The following is a 14,649-nucleotide window of genomic DNA, read 5'->3' on the forward strand; positions in this document are numbered from 1 at the left end:
CTTTGAACGATATCCTTGTCACCATCCGGGTTTATATCCCCAACGTAATTCCAAACTTCACCATCTCCTTTTTTTACTAGAGCAGGTGAAATATTCATCATTTGCTGTGTAAGAATCGAGACTAAAGGTGCGCCACCTAGAGGCTTACCAGACGCGTCCCGTAAATCATACATAGATTCTAGTTCATTACGAATTGTTTCCTGTTCTTTGGTTAACGGAAGAGTAATCGCCTTCATTTTTAAATTTGGGCGTTCGACTCCATTTTTATCGCCGGACTGAAAGTCAAAGTATTCCGATATCAAACTTTGTAAAGCTTGTGCGTTCTTAAAAGAACGAACAACTTGTCTATTTACTACTTTGCCATTTCCTTCGATTACGTTTTCGTATTTTGTTTCAACAAAGGTTCCTAAAAAATCTCGAATGTTAGAAATTCCGATTTTCTCCATTCTGCTTTTTGCGACGATTGATAGGAGTGAATATATTTGAAGAGGATTGTTTGTAAACGGGGTTGCACTTAAAAGCAAAACGTTTCGATCATGGTTTTTCTCAAGGATATGTCTTGCAGCTAACCAAAGTTTAATCCCTCGAGATGAAGGAGTCCCTCCAGTAATTCCATCAAACTCATTGACGCCAATGTCATCTTCTTGCCCTTTTAATTTATTTTCGGCCTTTCCTTTAGTTGAAGCTACATCTACAAAAATATTATTGAAATTGTGAGCTTCGTCAACGGTGATATGATCAAAACCTACCTTATCAAAAAGCAAATCTGACCGAGTACCCTTGACTGCTTCTGAAATAATTGAATTGGATTTTTCATCCATTTGAGCTTTTTCTCTTTTCTTTCCTTTTACATCTTCCCTTAAGCTATCTGGATTATAAATCTGGTCTCTCACTTCTTTAGTTAGCTCTTCATACCGTTCATTGCTGAATCCAAATTGCGTAAATGCGTCATAAGACATGATCGTTACCATGCCATCTTCTACTTGAAACCCGTATTCCGATTTGTTCAAAGTATTAAGCTCTGGAGTTCCTATCATTTGATGCGGAATGTTCGGGAATCTTTCCTTGAATTCAAGAACCCAATTCTGGAGAACGGAGGTTGGCACTACTATTAATGGTTTCTTACATTTACCAGATTGCATCGCTGAAACATTCGAGGCCATTCCTGTCCAAGTTTTTCCTAAACCTACCTCATGAGTAGCACACCCAACGCCCTGTGCCATGAATCTTGAAATGAAGTTAGTTTGCGTTGGTCTAAAGTCTTGTTTATTCCCTTTAAATAGTTTAGACATTCCTTCTAAAACAACTGGAATTTTTGAACCGTCTATATTTACAATGGAATTGAATTGCTCATTCCATTTCCTGGTAAGCTCGGCCCTCTCCTCGTTGTTTAGGGACTCTTGTATAAACTGTTGAAATAGTTTATTTCCTATCTCTTTCCTTTCTTTCCTTTTTTGCTTATTCGTTTCTAATTTGGTAATTTCTCTAGATTCTTTGTCGTAAATAACTTCGTTTCTTCCTGTTACCCTTTCTCCATTAAGGTATGCGAGAATGTCCGATTTCGTTATAGTATAATTTGTAAAATATTCATTTGGTAGCCCGCCATCGTATCCGGTGATTTTACCCTGATCCTTCCCATATTTTCCGACCCGAGGTTCTCCTAATATGAATTTTTTGAACTTGTCGATAAGGCTCGTATTATCGTCAAAAATAAATCCTTTTGCAAATGGCTCAATTGGAGTAAGTATTATTTTTTCAAGTTTGACTATTTCCGGAAGAACCGAGGTTAAAAGAGCTTTCTGTTTTTTATATTCTTCTTGGCTTAGATTATCTTTTTCAATTTCTAGTATTCTGAGTTTTTCCGATATATCACCAGAAGCGTAAATAAAATCCGGATATATTTCATTCCTCATTTTAGACATTTTTTGAATATTGAAATCGTGAGTATCCGGAAGAGCGCCAGTAGGAAGCATATTTCGAACCATTTCTAAATCTGCTTGATCATATTTTTTCCCGTATTTTTGGATAAACTCTTCCTGTGTATAAACATCTTTTGGATCAATCTTCGCCTGAACACCTATTGAGCTCCGAATTGCATTTGAAATTTTCTCTTTTGTTTCACTCTTCTTATTTATTTTTTTAGCATCAACGACCGCTTTAAGCATTCTCTTACCTTTCGCATTTGAGTTCCCGACCATTCCTTCCGAGATTGCCTTTTTGTGATCCTCACTCATTTCATGACTAAAAGGTAAATTGAAATTCAAAAAATCAGAAATTTCCCCTTTTATATATTCTTCCTCTTTCCCGAAGCGATTTTTTCTTTTTTCGGTAGAACCAAAAACATGTTGTAGATTCTTTTCGAAATATTTTCCCGAAAATGCTAACGAGTTATCTTTCGAGTTCGTTGAATTCTTTCTTAAGACGATCACATCGGTTCCAATTTGCGTATTCCTAAATGCTCCTTCAGGCAACCTATATGCCTCTAAAAGTTCCGCCTTTTCAAATATTTGATTCTTCCATTTTTCATTATTAGCATTCAAAAAAGATTGAGGGACTATGAAAGTGAGAATACCGCCTTCTTCGAGAACGTCAATGCCTCGGTTTATAAAATAATGTTCATATCTTTTCCAGCCCTTACCCTCTATCGCTTTATATTTTCCTTCCATGGCTCCATAAGGGGGATTACCTGCGACAAATTGAAATTTTTTACCTTCGTATTTGTCACCGACAGATTGATTTTTCGAATTTATAAATAACGTTTCGAAAGCCTTGTCCGAAACATTTGCATATGGATTCAAGATTTTGGCAATAGAGTAGGCCGTATTATCATCAGGGTTATATTCCATCATATCCCATTGATATCCTTCTCCTTTTCCGTTAGCGAATCTACCTGTCCCCGCTGAAGGCTCCAAACCTTTATCACCTTCTTTTACATAACGGGAAAGAATATCCTGCATTTTTTCGACAATCTTTGTGGGTGTAAGAAATTGATAGAGCATTCCTCTATTCGCGTCTACAATATCATTCGTTGTTTGTCCTCCCGAACCCTCATATAATTTTAGAATTTCTTTCTGCTCGGGGCTCATTTGATCAGGAGGAGTCGATGCAAGTATTGCTTTGCATTCTAGATTTATTTCGTTTTGCTTTTTATTGCTCCAGAGCCCGCGAAATGTCTTTAACCCGTCTACAACGGACAATGCCAGTGATTCTTCTTTTGTTATTCGTTCGTCGCTTGAAATTCCTGAGCCAGATCGATTTCCAGAGTGCCTGCCAAAGAGAGAAGATTTTCCACTGTTGGTTCCACTTTGTCTACTTTCGCCATTTTTAGAAGGCTTTGATAAACCCATTCTGGATCCCTTGTTGGAAGTGTTTTGTAATTGGATGCTGTTATTTGACTCATTACCTCTGCTTGATTTCCCATTTTCTTCTCCATAGAGATCATATAATATTTTAAAAATCGATTTTTTGAAAGTCGGTTTCTCTGAAATTTTATTTGAATTTTTCGCAGTAAAATTTGTGACCTGATTAGATTCGGTCCGATTTCCGATTAAAGTTGAATTTGATTCTTTTGCATTCTTTTCTTGATGAAATTTTGCGTCGATTTGTGATTTGATTTCAAAATATTTAGTGAAGTGTCTGGTCCATTCTTGAATGGTAATTCCCTTGGACTCGATTTTATTCGACTCGTATTCGCGCTTAGGAATTGATTTTGCGTCTTTTTTTTCCGTCCCAAAGAAATTCGTAATTGCTTCTAATATTTTTGAGAATCTCTTTTTTTCTTCGTTATGTTTTTGAATCAGCTTCCACTGTTTTGATTTTTCACCCGAATCGGATATTTTTCTGTAAATCCCGTCCTTCCTTACTGACTCCCTTCCAACTTCATATTTACGCCCTTTCAAAAATCTCTGAATAATTTCGTCGTGTTTCATACGAAGAGCGACAAATTGAAGATATCTTTTTCATTGCAAGATTTTAATGCGACAATCCGGAGATAATTTCTGAAAGATCAAGATTTGTTTGATCCATTCGCGCAACCCACTCTCTAGGTTGAACTCTATCCGCCAAAGCAGAAAACTTTGTAGAAGGAAGAATTCTAAACTTTGGATTATATCCGTAGACTATAGAAACTTGATCGGGAAGAGAGTCGCCTTTGAGTTGCAAGAATCTAAATTTCTCGACAGAGAAATCTGTATATTCTCTTTCGAAAGAATGAATCGAGTATATTTCTCTTACCGGAGTATATTTTATTGGATACAGACCGTCCTTATTTCTTTTACAAATTTCTTTCTCTGTGATGAGTGAATTCAACAATATAATCAAATCGTCTTTCGCAAAATTTGTAGTAGAACCGACTACAACATCAAGATCGCCTACCTGCAAATCCACACCAGATTTTCCCAATCGTCGATCTTTTGCCTCAATCATACGATAACCTATTTTAATAGGCGAAAACGAATCGAAAGTTATTTCGTAAATCGTCCCTTTCGAAGATATATCCTTGAGATATACGTTTACAAGATCGTGTTTGAAATCGGAAAGTTTTGAGAATTTATCTTCGGTCGGCCTTTTCCACCATATCTCTTTTACGTTCGTTACCAATTTATTTGGGAAGATACCTAAATTTAAAACCCCTCCGTCGTAATTTTGAATGAATGTAAGCTTTTCATCCTTATCAATTACGGAAATTTCATAATCACAACGAACTAACATATAGGATTCGAATTCCCTTTTAGGAACGCATCTAATTCTGTTTCCTTCGGTTTCTTCTATTTCTAAATCAAGGTTTCCGCCATCCTCTTCAGCGCGCACCACAAACAAATTTCGAACTTTTTTTATAGGTCCGTATCGAGTATAAAGATCGTTTCCATCAAACTGTTGGTTTTGAAGATCCTCTAATGGAACCCTAAAGGTTTTATCAATTCGATATAAAGAATCATTTTTCCCTGGCAAAGCCATGAGTTGCTGACTGTTTGTATCAGGGTTTGGGAAAGTCCGTAACCAAATAACCGGCTCGCCTTGCCTTTGAATTAAATCGTCTGGAGGATTCGGATTGAATGTGGAAGGGCCGATTTCGACTTTGAAAGTGTTTCCACCTGTTTTTAGAAATTCACGTCCCATATTTGAAAAAAGGTCCCGCTAATTGATATTCTTGATTTTCTGCATAGTTTTTTACTTCATAATAAATTCTTGATTCATAGATAAGAAGGGAATCAGAACATCTTCTTAGAATATAAAATTGTTCGTCGAAACTAAGTTCGTAATTTAGAATCCGAATCAAGACAATTTTTTTAATCGCGGAATCGATATAATAAAGATTTGCTAATTCCATTTTCCTCCCTCACGCTTTTCGATTTCTATCGCCTCTTCTAAAAGCTCAATTCGCTCCTCTCTAGATAAGCCAGAGCCCTCTAAATCGATTACCATTTCGCCGACGATAGATTTTATAGAAATCAAAAGCATACCGACAACCTGGATTTGCCCTGACTGAATATCATGGAGTAGCCTCGACAAAGCACTTTCGCAATCCTGATATTCGTTATATTCTCGATTTAAGGCCATCGTATCGAGAACGACCTTTCTTCGAATACGAGCATCTGGCCTTTCCTTTTTTAACCGGGCAATCTTCTCTTTGATATCCAATAGTTTAAGATAATACTTTTGTTCCCAGGGATTCGAAAATTTTCGAACATCAAGTGGGATTTTAATTCCATTTTGGTTTAAGTCCCAACTACACGAAGCATCGATACTATCCAATTGTTCTTCATACCAGTTAAACATTACATCATACGTCGCCCTTTTGTAAAAATCGCGTAATTGATCCCGCTTTCAACTAACGCAGAAATACGTCCTGCATTGAAAGCCATCGAAGCTTCTGTCCAAGCAAATCGTCGAAAGTTTCGGTTCAATCTCAACGTTAAAAGAGACGACTCATCCCCATTTAGAATTTTAAGATATTCATCTTCCGATAATTTCCCCTTTTCTACAAGTTCAAAAAGATCGGGGTAGGCCATTTCAGATTGAAGTTGCTCCATGGTTTTCCCTTCCGAGATTGCCGTTGAAATCATGTCTCGATACATCGAAGACAAATATTCATAAGGTTTACCACCACGAACAGGGTTACCCTCCGAATCCTGAATTACGTTTCCCTCTTCATCACGTTGATAGATTGCAATCCATTCGGAGGCATGGTTCTTTGAATATTCCGCGGCCAATTCTCTTTCTCGACTTTTAGGAATGATTTCTTCAAGCGAATTACGATCTTCTAATCCAAACCCAAGTTTGTATTTTAAAGCTCGATCATAATCTTCGATTCCCATCTCATCGATAGTTTCAGTCGGAAGTTTCAAAGCGCCACTCAAATATCCCGACAGATACCCTAAAAGTGTTCCGGATTCTCCGATTTCTTTATAAACCGGATTCCAATCTCTTTCCAAAAATTCAAAAAGCCATTTTTCAAAATCAGGTTCGGAATCTTCTTTCTCTGTAGGCTCTGTTTCTCTCCCAATTTTTATTAAAGGTGGACGATCCTTTGGGAAATTCTTTTCAAAAATGCTTGGAAAGTATTTGCCGATTGTTTTCTTTCCCCAAGAGAAGATTCCTTTCCGAAAGAATGTTTTGGATGCGAAAATTTCCGGATCTTTTGGACCTATGACACAATATTCCAGCCACTTTAATCGATCTCCGACCAGTAGCTGGAATTCACGCCCGGCACGTCCGCGTAAAAAAGGACTTTCAGTGTACCAGTTCTGCGAGGAACGAATCAATTGCCGATGACCAAAGTGAAAGTTTCGTTTTTTTATCCGTAGTTTGATGAAGAATACCTTCTATAGCGCTGCTGAGCCTATCAAAAGAGTCTGTATTCACGGCCTTGATAATTCTTTCCGCAATTTCATTCCAATGTTCTGCGGGAAATTTTTCGGATTCTACTCCTTTCGAGGCAAGCAAGTCGATAACACCGGAAATATTGCTTTTTAAAACTCTATTTTCCGTAGAGAGAATTTGAAGGATGCTCTCGTAAAGATCGAACTTCTTTAAGTCGGAAAGAGCGTCGATGATAGGTTGCAAAATTCCCGAGGCTTCTTCCTCTTCAACAGATTCCACTTCCGAAGAATCTGCACTTTGGTTTTCCGCGGGAGCAGGGGGATTTTCACTTCCCGGTTGTTCCTTCTCAGTTTCTTGTTCGGGAGTAGTAGGTGCCGGAATCGGATTCTTATTTTCTTCAACTTCAGCTTTTTTTTCTTCGTTCGAATTCTCTACCGGTTCCGTATTGTTTTGGTTTTCCGCGGGAGCAGGGGGATTTTCACTTCCCGGTTGTTCCTTCTCAGTTTCTTGTGTTTTGACTTCTTCAGACATTTTATACCGCCTTATTTTTTACTCTTATGAGTGCGCGAAAACTATTGAGTTCCGGGTTCCGGCATGATAAAGTCCTCGTCGCTCCAAGGTAAGTCCTCATCTTGATCGGTTTTTGATTCTTTGCTTTGAAGCGAACCTTCTTCATTAGGAGGATTTTGATCTCCTTCCGCGGGATTCCCTGGGTAGGAAGGTTGGCCGGCTTGAGATCCGTTCCCAAGTATTTTGCTAAATTCCGCAGCATAGTATGGATTTCCGATTAACATACCCATTTGAGAAAATTTCTTAGCTTGGTCATCCGAGATCACACCATTCGTTTTATAAAGGTCGGCGAGTTCTTTCATCGTCGGTCTATCTTCCGCTTTCAAAATATCATCAAGAGTTCTAAAGGTTTTGAATTGTTTATCATAAAGATCCGCTTTCTTCGAAGATTCATCGACCTTGATTCCGTTAAAAATCAATTTGTAAGGAGAATCATCTTGTGGATCATGAACTTCATTCAAACAATCTCGATGGAAGGCCATTAGGGAACCGTGTGAACGGTCCCGAGCAAAATGCTGTCTTCCATCAACGGAAGGTTCCGAAAGGGTTGCGGACTGATTCAATTTCAATCCCAATTGAGCAGGATCGATTCCATACCTAGCGCAAATCAAAGATGCAGTCATCTGAAGGAGTTTATCGAATTCGAAATCATCGTTCACTTCTAAGTTATGGACTTGGATTTTTCCCGCACCAAAAAGCATAGGAAGTCTGAATCCGCTTCGCGCGCCGAAATATGCGTTTTCCCATTCAAGCTCCAACGCTTCTTGGGCGGCTTTTGAAATGCTACCTTCGCTCGTTATCAATGCTCGAGGAGGGTTTCTGGAATTGAATCTATCCGCGTTATGTTTTATGACAAAAATCAACGACATGATCTCTAAGATACATGACTCGATCGGGGATATGCCGAAACCGCGGAATCTTACATCGGAAATGTTGTTCTTATGCCGGAGAACAATCCTTCCAGCTTCGTAGACTTCCGTAACCTGATTTCGGATCATCTGAACGTGAGTAATAGATTTGTCGCCCTTATATCCTTTTTTCGGATCCACTCGAAAGATCGTGGCCGGGTCAAGGTAGGTCATATCAATCAGTTCGTTTCGTCTGTTAAATGTCCTCTGGTAGGCAACTGTATCGATCGCGAGAGTATCCCTCGTAGCCATTTCAAGCACTTCACCTAAGCGCTCCCGTTCGCGCCAAGTAGGAAGGGATTTGTCACCCATAATAAGCATTAAATGGCCGAGGTTGTCCATTTTGATTTTGTCTTCCGGAGAAGGGGACTTCCGTTTCTCCTTCATTGCGATGGAGAAACCGGGATCTTCGTCGAGATCGCAATACATCGAAACATCGTCGGCAAGAATTTGGTGAATAGAGCCTATTAAGGAAGAGGAATATCCGATATCCCGTAGATCGAAAGGATCTGGACGGAAAACGGGTCGGCACCGAATCCCTTGTGAAAGAAGAACGTATTGATCATCGACGTAGATTGGATCCTTTGCATCTTTCTGAGTCCGAAGTAGCTCATACATACGATTATTCAAATTGATTGCTTGATCAACAGTCGCCCTTGTCGGTCCGTAAAAACTGCTTTTCCGAAATGTAGAAACGTCCATGTGTCGTGGATCGGATTCTTCTTTCGGAGGAGAATTTGAATTTGTTGGCGACGCTTTTCCTTTTACTTCTTTTTCGGTGCGGAACTCCTTGGGAGTTCTATAATGAAGATTCTTTTCGTAATTCTTTCCGCGAGGTCGTGCCACGGAAAGAGGACAATGGGGTAACGTTTGAAAACATTGCAAACCTTTTTCGTTGATCCCTGAGAGGTTTTTGATGAGTTTTCAAATTAATTGAAAATGGTTTGAAAACGTTTGTACTAAATTCATTTTCGGTGTATCATTCGAGGATTCTAATATTCGAGAGGAAAAAAATGGAATTCAGAGCAGTCATTCTCATAGCCGACGGTAATAATGGGAATCCAAAGAAAGAAGATGTTTCAATCAAAGACCGACTTCCGGTATATTTTGGAAATGCTACGACACCGATTTCTTCAAATGATTCTCAATTTGGTGAACTCAAATCAACCGAATGGGAAGGTGATATACTTATCGGAACGTTCACCATCCATAAGTTATTCCCAGCTATTGAAGGAATAATAGATACTGATAGTTTAAAACATACAATCACCGGAGTTCGGCTTTCAATAAGCCCAAACCAGGATGAGAGAATTTTGCCAATTCAAAACGTAGTAATTATCTCAAAATCAATTCCGCAAGATAAAACTGAATTAATTAAATCTATAACAGAAGGCCTGGAGAGAAGCAATATAAAAAATGAATGTACCGAACCGAAACCCAAAACGATTCCAATCCCACACCCTTCCAGAAAAAGGATATCTGAAAAATGAAGAGGACAGTTGGAGAACAGGTCGTGTTTTATATTAGCGAGCGCAGTTCTCGGTATGTTAGATTTATTCACTGGAAAAGTGTTGCAATATAAGAATCCTATGCCAATTCATTGATCGTGAGTTACATATTTCAGTTTCATTTTGTAAAGTATATATTGAGTACGATGTGTAAAGGATGAATGGGTACGTTTATGAACATATGTTCATTTATGGGACATAAAAGCCATTATCGGAAGTGACCTGTTGAAATTGTCAATCTGCAAATATTTTAAAGAAGTTGTTAGACACTTCGATTATAAAGTAAGCTCTAAATTAGAATATTCCCATTCGAAAGAGTGAAATTCGCTCCTCCATTAATATCAAATCTAATTATTGATTCAGGGAAATGTGGACCTTCGCAATAAACGCATAACTCAAGGTCCACATTGAACAATCCGTTTAAAAACCCGTTTCTAGCTAAATTGAAATTTTCCAATAAGTAACGGATGTTCTCATTAGATCTTCTGACTGTAGAGGGCACATGAATCCGTTGAGCAACGCCAATTGAGCCAATCATTAATTTTGTACCTATTTCCACTACACCTGCATTTATCGCAGCTGTTAGAATATGTTGAGTGAATCTTTGGATTTGTTCTTCAGTCATAAAATTAAAGCCAAATAATTCAAAAATATTAAATTTAGTATATAGAAAAACATTTATAGTTTGCGAAAATACAAATTTTATTTATTAGTTTTCTAATTTTCCGAGAATTTTCGATTTCTATATTTTTTAATCTCAAATTACTTAAAATCTAAGGGCCGATTTTTTCCGTATTCTTATCCAAATCCTCATTTCAAAGCATTCTGCTCGATGGAGAATTTTTTCTCCGTCGAGAAATGAAACCGACAACCCGGTGATCGACGATCCAAACAAAAATCGAATAAAGTGTTTCGCTAGTAAGGCGCGATTCTTAGTTTCGCTCTCAAGACTAGCGAATCATGTTCGCGTCTATACTAGCGAATCCTATATTAAAAAAAAGGAAAATACAATACTTAAAAGCCGCGGCGCTTCGCTTGTTCTCTTCTGAGTTGATTTATACTTTTAGCAATGTAACCTTCGGGAATAACCGAATCTTTCTCGGATACGTTTGTCTTTTGAGAAATTACAATTGCCCCCGTTCTTTCTTCCGAAGTTAGAAACGAAACAGAATTCCCAAGTTTTTCTACTATCAAACGATGTGCCATTTCGGTTGCGTCGGGCCCGTCTTTCTTTTTAAAAGGAAATTCATCGAATTGCTCTCGGAGAATTTTCGAGTCTTCTCTAAGCAAGAGTTGCCCGGTAGCAATCGGAACTTGAAGAGCTCCTTCAATACGTCGGATTTTGTCTCCAGCGTTTTGAATGCCGACGATCGGAACGATGATCTTGTTTGCAAGAGTCAATCCCAGTTCGTTGTTTTCTAAAGAGCAAAGTTCATTCCAGTCTTCCAGGCGCGTTCTAAAGCCATCCAGAAAGTGTTCTTGACCCCCATTGGTCTCTATACCCGCGACATCCCAAGGAAACGCTTGCAAAGCCTTTATAAAGTCCTTCTGAATTTGATCTGGACGCCTTCTCTCAATATCAGAATAGAGTTCGTAGAATTTTCCTGTCGGCGAAAGTCCAAGTCCAACGATTGCAGAAAAATCCGATCGCTCTGTTTTGCCTAGAGATAAGTCGAGCGCTAAAGCCAACTGCCAACCAGCAAATGATTCAGGTCTTTCGTATTTCCAAGTTTGGATCAGTCCTTTGAATTTCTGTCCGACTTCAGGAAGAGGATCGTTCTGTCTTTCTTGCGCGAATGTAATTGGATCTTCGTCTCGCTCTTTTTGGAGTAAATCGAGAGGCGCGCCGGCCGGCCACGATGATCGCTCGGTCCCGTCTGGGTCCGTAACCAAGGCTTGATATTTCTTCCGGATCCATTCTTTGTAACGTTCGGAATTAAAAACGTATTCCCCTACGCAATTCGGTGCGATCGTCGTATAAGAAAGGATCGCATCGATCCCCCAGACGGTTCCGAGCTTGAGCGCGGCACGTTCCAACCAACGATATTTCCGACGCATCGTCGATTCACTCTCGACATCTTTTTCTTCGTCTGGATCATCCATGAGAAGCGCATCGGGTCGGAAGTTCTTATGACGTTTCCCGCGGATCGCGTTCCCCCAACCTTTTGCGATAACCCGGAACCCTCCCATGAAAACCAAATCGAAATCTGACCACGAAACGTTTTGGCCCTTAATATCTTTCTTCGGTAGAAGTTCCGGAAAATCTTTTGCAAGTGCCGCGTTGTCCTCTATCTCTTCCTGGATCTTACGTAAAAATTCTTTCGCCTGATTCAAAGTGGAAGATATCAGAATAGGGAATTTCCAGGTTCCGGTCAAAAGAAGCCAAAGGACTCCGCACAAAGTTAGAATCGTCGACTTACCGAACCCGCGGGAAAGCGCAACGAGGGAGCGAATCGGTATCCGGTTTTTACTTCCATCCTTATTCCGGGTAGACCGGTAAGATTGAATCAAATGGATGAGCTCCATTTGTTGCTCACCGAACGGTATGGAAAAATAATGGGGAAAGTAGTGACGGCAAAAGAAAAGGTAAGATCCCCTCTTCCCCGTCGCTCGCTTCCGGCAGATATTCTTCTCCCGATTCGCCCCTACTACTTTCGATTTGAGTCTTTCGGAAACGTTCCGGACCGCTTCTCCAAGGATCGAAGGATCCACATTTTCATAAGGAGTCCCTTTGAGGAGCTCTGAAAGATCGATCTTCACTCCCCCGCTCCGGTGGATATTGTCTCAAGAATTTTTTCCTCAAGAAATGCCTCAAGGCCGGAAAGAAGTTTCTTCCTCGCCGATTCGGACTCGGCTTCTGTTTTATTTTTAAGGAGGTATTTCGAAGAAGATAAATGGGAAATCACCTGCTGGATTTCTTTCGAACTGACTTTTCCCTTTCTTTTTTTTAGTTCCGCAATCCAATCTTTCAAAATCCCGTATAGGTCGAATGCGATCAAGTCCGCGTTCATACGCATCGCGTCTATTCGCCGCGCTGCTTCTTTTTCGTAGGCTTCTCGAAAACGTAAAGCAACTGTCTCCTCTGAATACAACCAGCGCTTAATCGTAGAGTCGGCAACTCCAATGACCTTAGCAGTTTGAGCGATTGTTTGGCCATCCAAAAGTAAAAGAATTACTTTGAACTGTTCCGGATCTACGTTCTTATATGGGTTTTCGTAAGGGGGTTCGAATGCCTTAGTTACTTTCCGATCTTGTTTGGAAGAAGATTTCTTATTCGGAGCGGTTTTTCCGCTTTGTCCCCTTTTGGCTTGTTTTTTCTCCACAGGGCGGGGACAAAGTTTCGGGATTTTCTAAAAGTCAATTCCTAAAATGAATCTGAAATGTTGGGCACATCCATTTCTATTTGGATTTCTTTTCTTTCTTAATTTCTTCTTCGATAAACTCTTTGAGTCCCTTAATCTTCTTTAGAGCCGGATCCTTTTTTATCGCGAGTCGGACATAGGTTTGTAATCCTCCGACTTTTTTAAAATCGCGGGTGTATTTTTTTTGCGTTTCAGAAATCTTGGTGATCTTTTTCTTTATCGCGTCCTGTTCGTTTTTAAGATCCTGAAGGAGTTGTTTTTTTTGGAGCTCCGATGACCACCAATCTGAAACTCGGTTATTAAAATACAAAATCTCTCCATCGAGAAGATCCGGAAGTTCTTTGATTGGTTTTTTCTTTTTTGAAAAGATTTCTTTCCGAATTTCGGAGAGATCCCGGTCAACTGTTCGCAAAGGCCATCCAAATAACTCATGAATTCTAAGTCTCAAGGGAGTTTTGAATTCACGAACACTTGAATACTGGTTCCCAAAGGCCCCTCCTCTTTCGTCTTGAATGATTTCTATTTCTTTAAACCAAATCTGTATGACTTGTTTCCGGTTTTCCGGCGAATAATTTTTCGCCCAATCGTTTCCCGCAACCATGACTCGAGCACGAACCCAATCCGTTAAATCAGTGAGAACTCGTTTACATGGTATCGTTGAAAACTTTGCCTTCTTAGATGCACGGAATCGGCGGGCACCGTTTAAAATTTCATAATTTCCGTTCTTATCTGGTTCCTTTGTGATATAAATCGGAGTTTCGACTCCTTGCTCGGCAATTTGTTTTTCAAAAGCCTTTTGTTCATCGTCGGGAACATCCCGCATGAAGTTGTCTTTATGGATTACAAGTTTATCTAGCGGGATTTCTTCAACGGCGGAATATCGGATTTTAGGCATAAGAGACAAATCCGGGGATTTCGCATTATGTCGAGAATTTTTAGAACCCGGATTTATCCGTATTTAGAAAACGATTAAAGTGGAGGATATGCGAAAATCCCGTTCCTCTCTTCTATATCCAAATAATTGGCGTTTCCACTGATCGCCGGCTTAATTTGCAAAAGATAGCCTCGTAAATTTGAAAGTGAACTTGCTTTTAGTTTATTTGGAAGCGGGAAGTTACACGGCCCGGTGAATTGAACATACATCGTTACGTCGTTGTATTGGAGATTTAAACTAAACGGAAGTGGGAAAAGATCAGACTTCGAATTTGCGGCAATCGTTCCGAAATCATGAAACGAAGGCATTCCGGAATTTACCGCGGAGGAATTCGCATTGCACGTCGAGTTATCATAAATTTTCACTGCGACGGGTGCAGACGTTAAATTTTCGACCCTCAGCAAAGTGTCCATTCTAACAAAGGCGCCGTAAAGGATCGAAGCAGAAATAGGATCATTCTCGTCTTCTTTTTGATCGTGTTTGCAATCTAAAAAGAGTATTGAAATACAAAGTGAAAGCGTGATTTTCAAAAAAAGATTTTTCAT

Annotated in this window: 13 protein-coding genes; 1 reads left to right on the plus strand and 12 read right to left on the minus strand. The window is 39.5% G+C overall.

The annotated features are described in order from the left end of the window. From JWG44_RS05375 to JWG44_RS05405, 7 genes are all read right to left on the minus strand, one after another. A partial coding sequence (locus JWG44_RS05375) for an Eco57I restriction-modification methylase domain-containing protein (protein ID WP_205273951.1) occupies nt 1-3,929 on the minus strand: 3,929 nt, incomplete at its 3' end. A gap of 43 nt (nt 3,930-3,972) precedes the next feature. Continuing rightward, complete coding sequence (locus tag JWG44_RS22220; RefSeq protein WP_232371491.1) at nt 3,973-4,425, minus strand: hypothetical protein; 453 nt, start codon at nt 4,423-4,425, stop codon at nt 3,973-3,975. Between the two features lie 682 nt (nt 4,426-5,107). Further along, nucleotides 5,108-5,329 carry a hypothetical protein gene (locus JWG44_RS05385; protein WP_205273953.1) on the minus strand — a complete coding sequence of 74 codons (222 nt, stop codon included), beginning with the start codon at nt 5,327-5,329 and terminating at the stop codon, nt 5,108-5,110. Further along, on the minus strand, nt 5,320-5,778 hold the full coding sequence (locus JWG44_RS05390) for a hypothetical protein (protein WP_205273954.1): 459 nt from the start codon (nt 5,776-5,778) through the stop codon (nt 5,320-5,322). Before JWG44_RS05390 ends, JWG44_RS05385 begins: the two co-directional genes overlap by 10 nt. Further along, entirely contained in the window at nt 5,778-6,434 is a 657-nt protein-coding gene (locus JWG44_RS05395) for a hypothetical protein (RefSeq protein WP_232371492.1), read from the minus strand. Before JWG44_RS05395 ends, JWG44_RS05390 begins: the two co-directional genes overlap by 1 nt. A 298-nt stretch (nt 6,435-6,732) precedes the next feature. Next, on the minus strand, nt 6,733-7,353 hold the full coding sequence (locus JWG44_RS22225; RefSeq protein WP_232371493.1) for a hypothetical protein: 621 nt from the start codon (nt 7,351-7,353) through the stop codon (nt 6,733-6,735). A 41-nt stretch (nt 7,354-7,394) separates the two neighbouring features. Then, the gene (locus tag JWG44_RS05405; protein WP_232371494.1) at nt 7,395-8,918 is read right to left on the minus strand and encodes a phage portal protein; all 1,524 of its coding nucleotides are present in this window, start codon (nt 8,916-8,918) and stop codon (nt 7,395-7,397) included. 395 nt (nt 8,919-9,313) lie between these two features. Here JWG44_RS05405 and JWG44_RS05410 point away from each other — a divergent pair, with 395 nt between their 5' ends. Further along, entirely contained in the window at nt 9,314-9,790 is a 477-nt protein-coding gene (locus JWG44_RS05410) for a hypothetical protein (protein WP_205274034.1), read from the plus strand. 307 nt (nt 9,791-10,097) lie between these two features. On the opposite strand, the gene JWG44_RS05415 is transcribed toward JWG44_RS05410, so the two are convergent. From JWG44_RS05415 to JWG44_RS05435, 5 genes are all read right to left on the minus strand, one after another. Beyond that, nucleotides 10,098-10,433, minus strand: coding sequence for a hypothetical protein (locus JWG44_RS05415; protein ID WP_205273955.1), 336 nt, complete (start codon nt 10,431-10,433; stop codon nt 10,098-10,100). A 389-nt stretch (nt 10,434-10,822) separates the two neighbouring features. Further along, a complete protein-coding gene (locus JWG44_RS05420) occupies nt 10,823-12,334 on the minus strand; it encodes a hypothetical protein (RefSeq protein ID WP_232371495.1) in 1,512 nt (503 codons plus the stop codon). 230 nt (nt 12,335-12,564) lie between these two features. Next, nucleotides 12,565-13,131 carry a helix-turn-helix domain-containing protein gene (locus JWG44_RS05425; protein ID WP_205273957.1) on the minus strand — a complete coding sequence of 189 codons (567 nt, stop codon included), beginning with the start codon at nt 13,129-13,131 and terminating at the stop codon, nt 12,565-12,567. Between the two features lie 76 nt (nt 13,132-13,207). Continuing rightward, nucleotides 13,208-14,065 (minus strand): ParB/RepB/Spo0J family partition protein, encoded by an 858-nt coding sequence (locus JWG44_RS05430; RefSeq protein WP_205273958.1) that lies wholly within the window; start codon nt 14,063-14,065, stop codon nt 13,208-13,210. A 74-nt stretch (nt 14,066-14,139) separates the two neighbouring features. Beyond that, nucleotides 14,140-14,649, minus strand: a complete 510-nt coding sequence (locus JWG44_RS05435) for a hypothetical protein (RefSeq protein WP_205273959.1) — start codon at nt 14,647-14,649, stop codon at nt 14,140-14,142.

This window comes from Leptospira ainazelensis (assembly GCF_016918785.1).
Taxonomy (GTDB): Bacteria; Spirochaetota; Leptospiria; order Leptospirales; family Leptospiraceae; genus Leptospira; species Leptospira ainazelensis.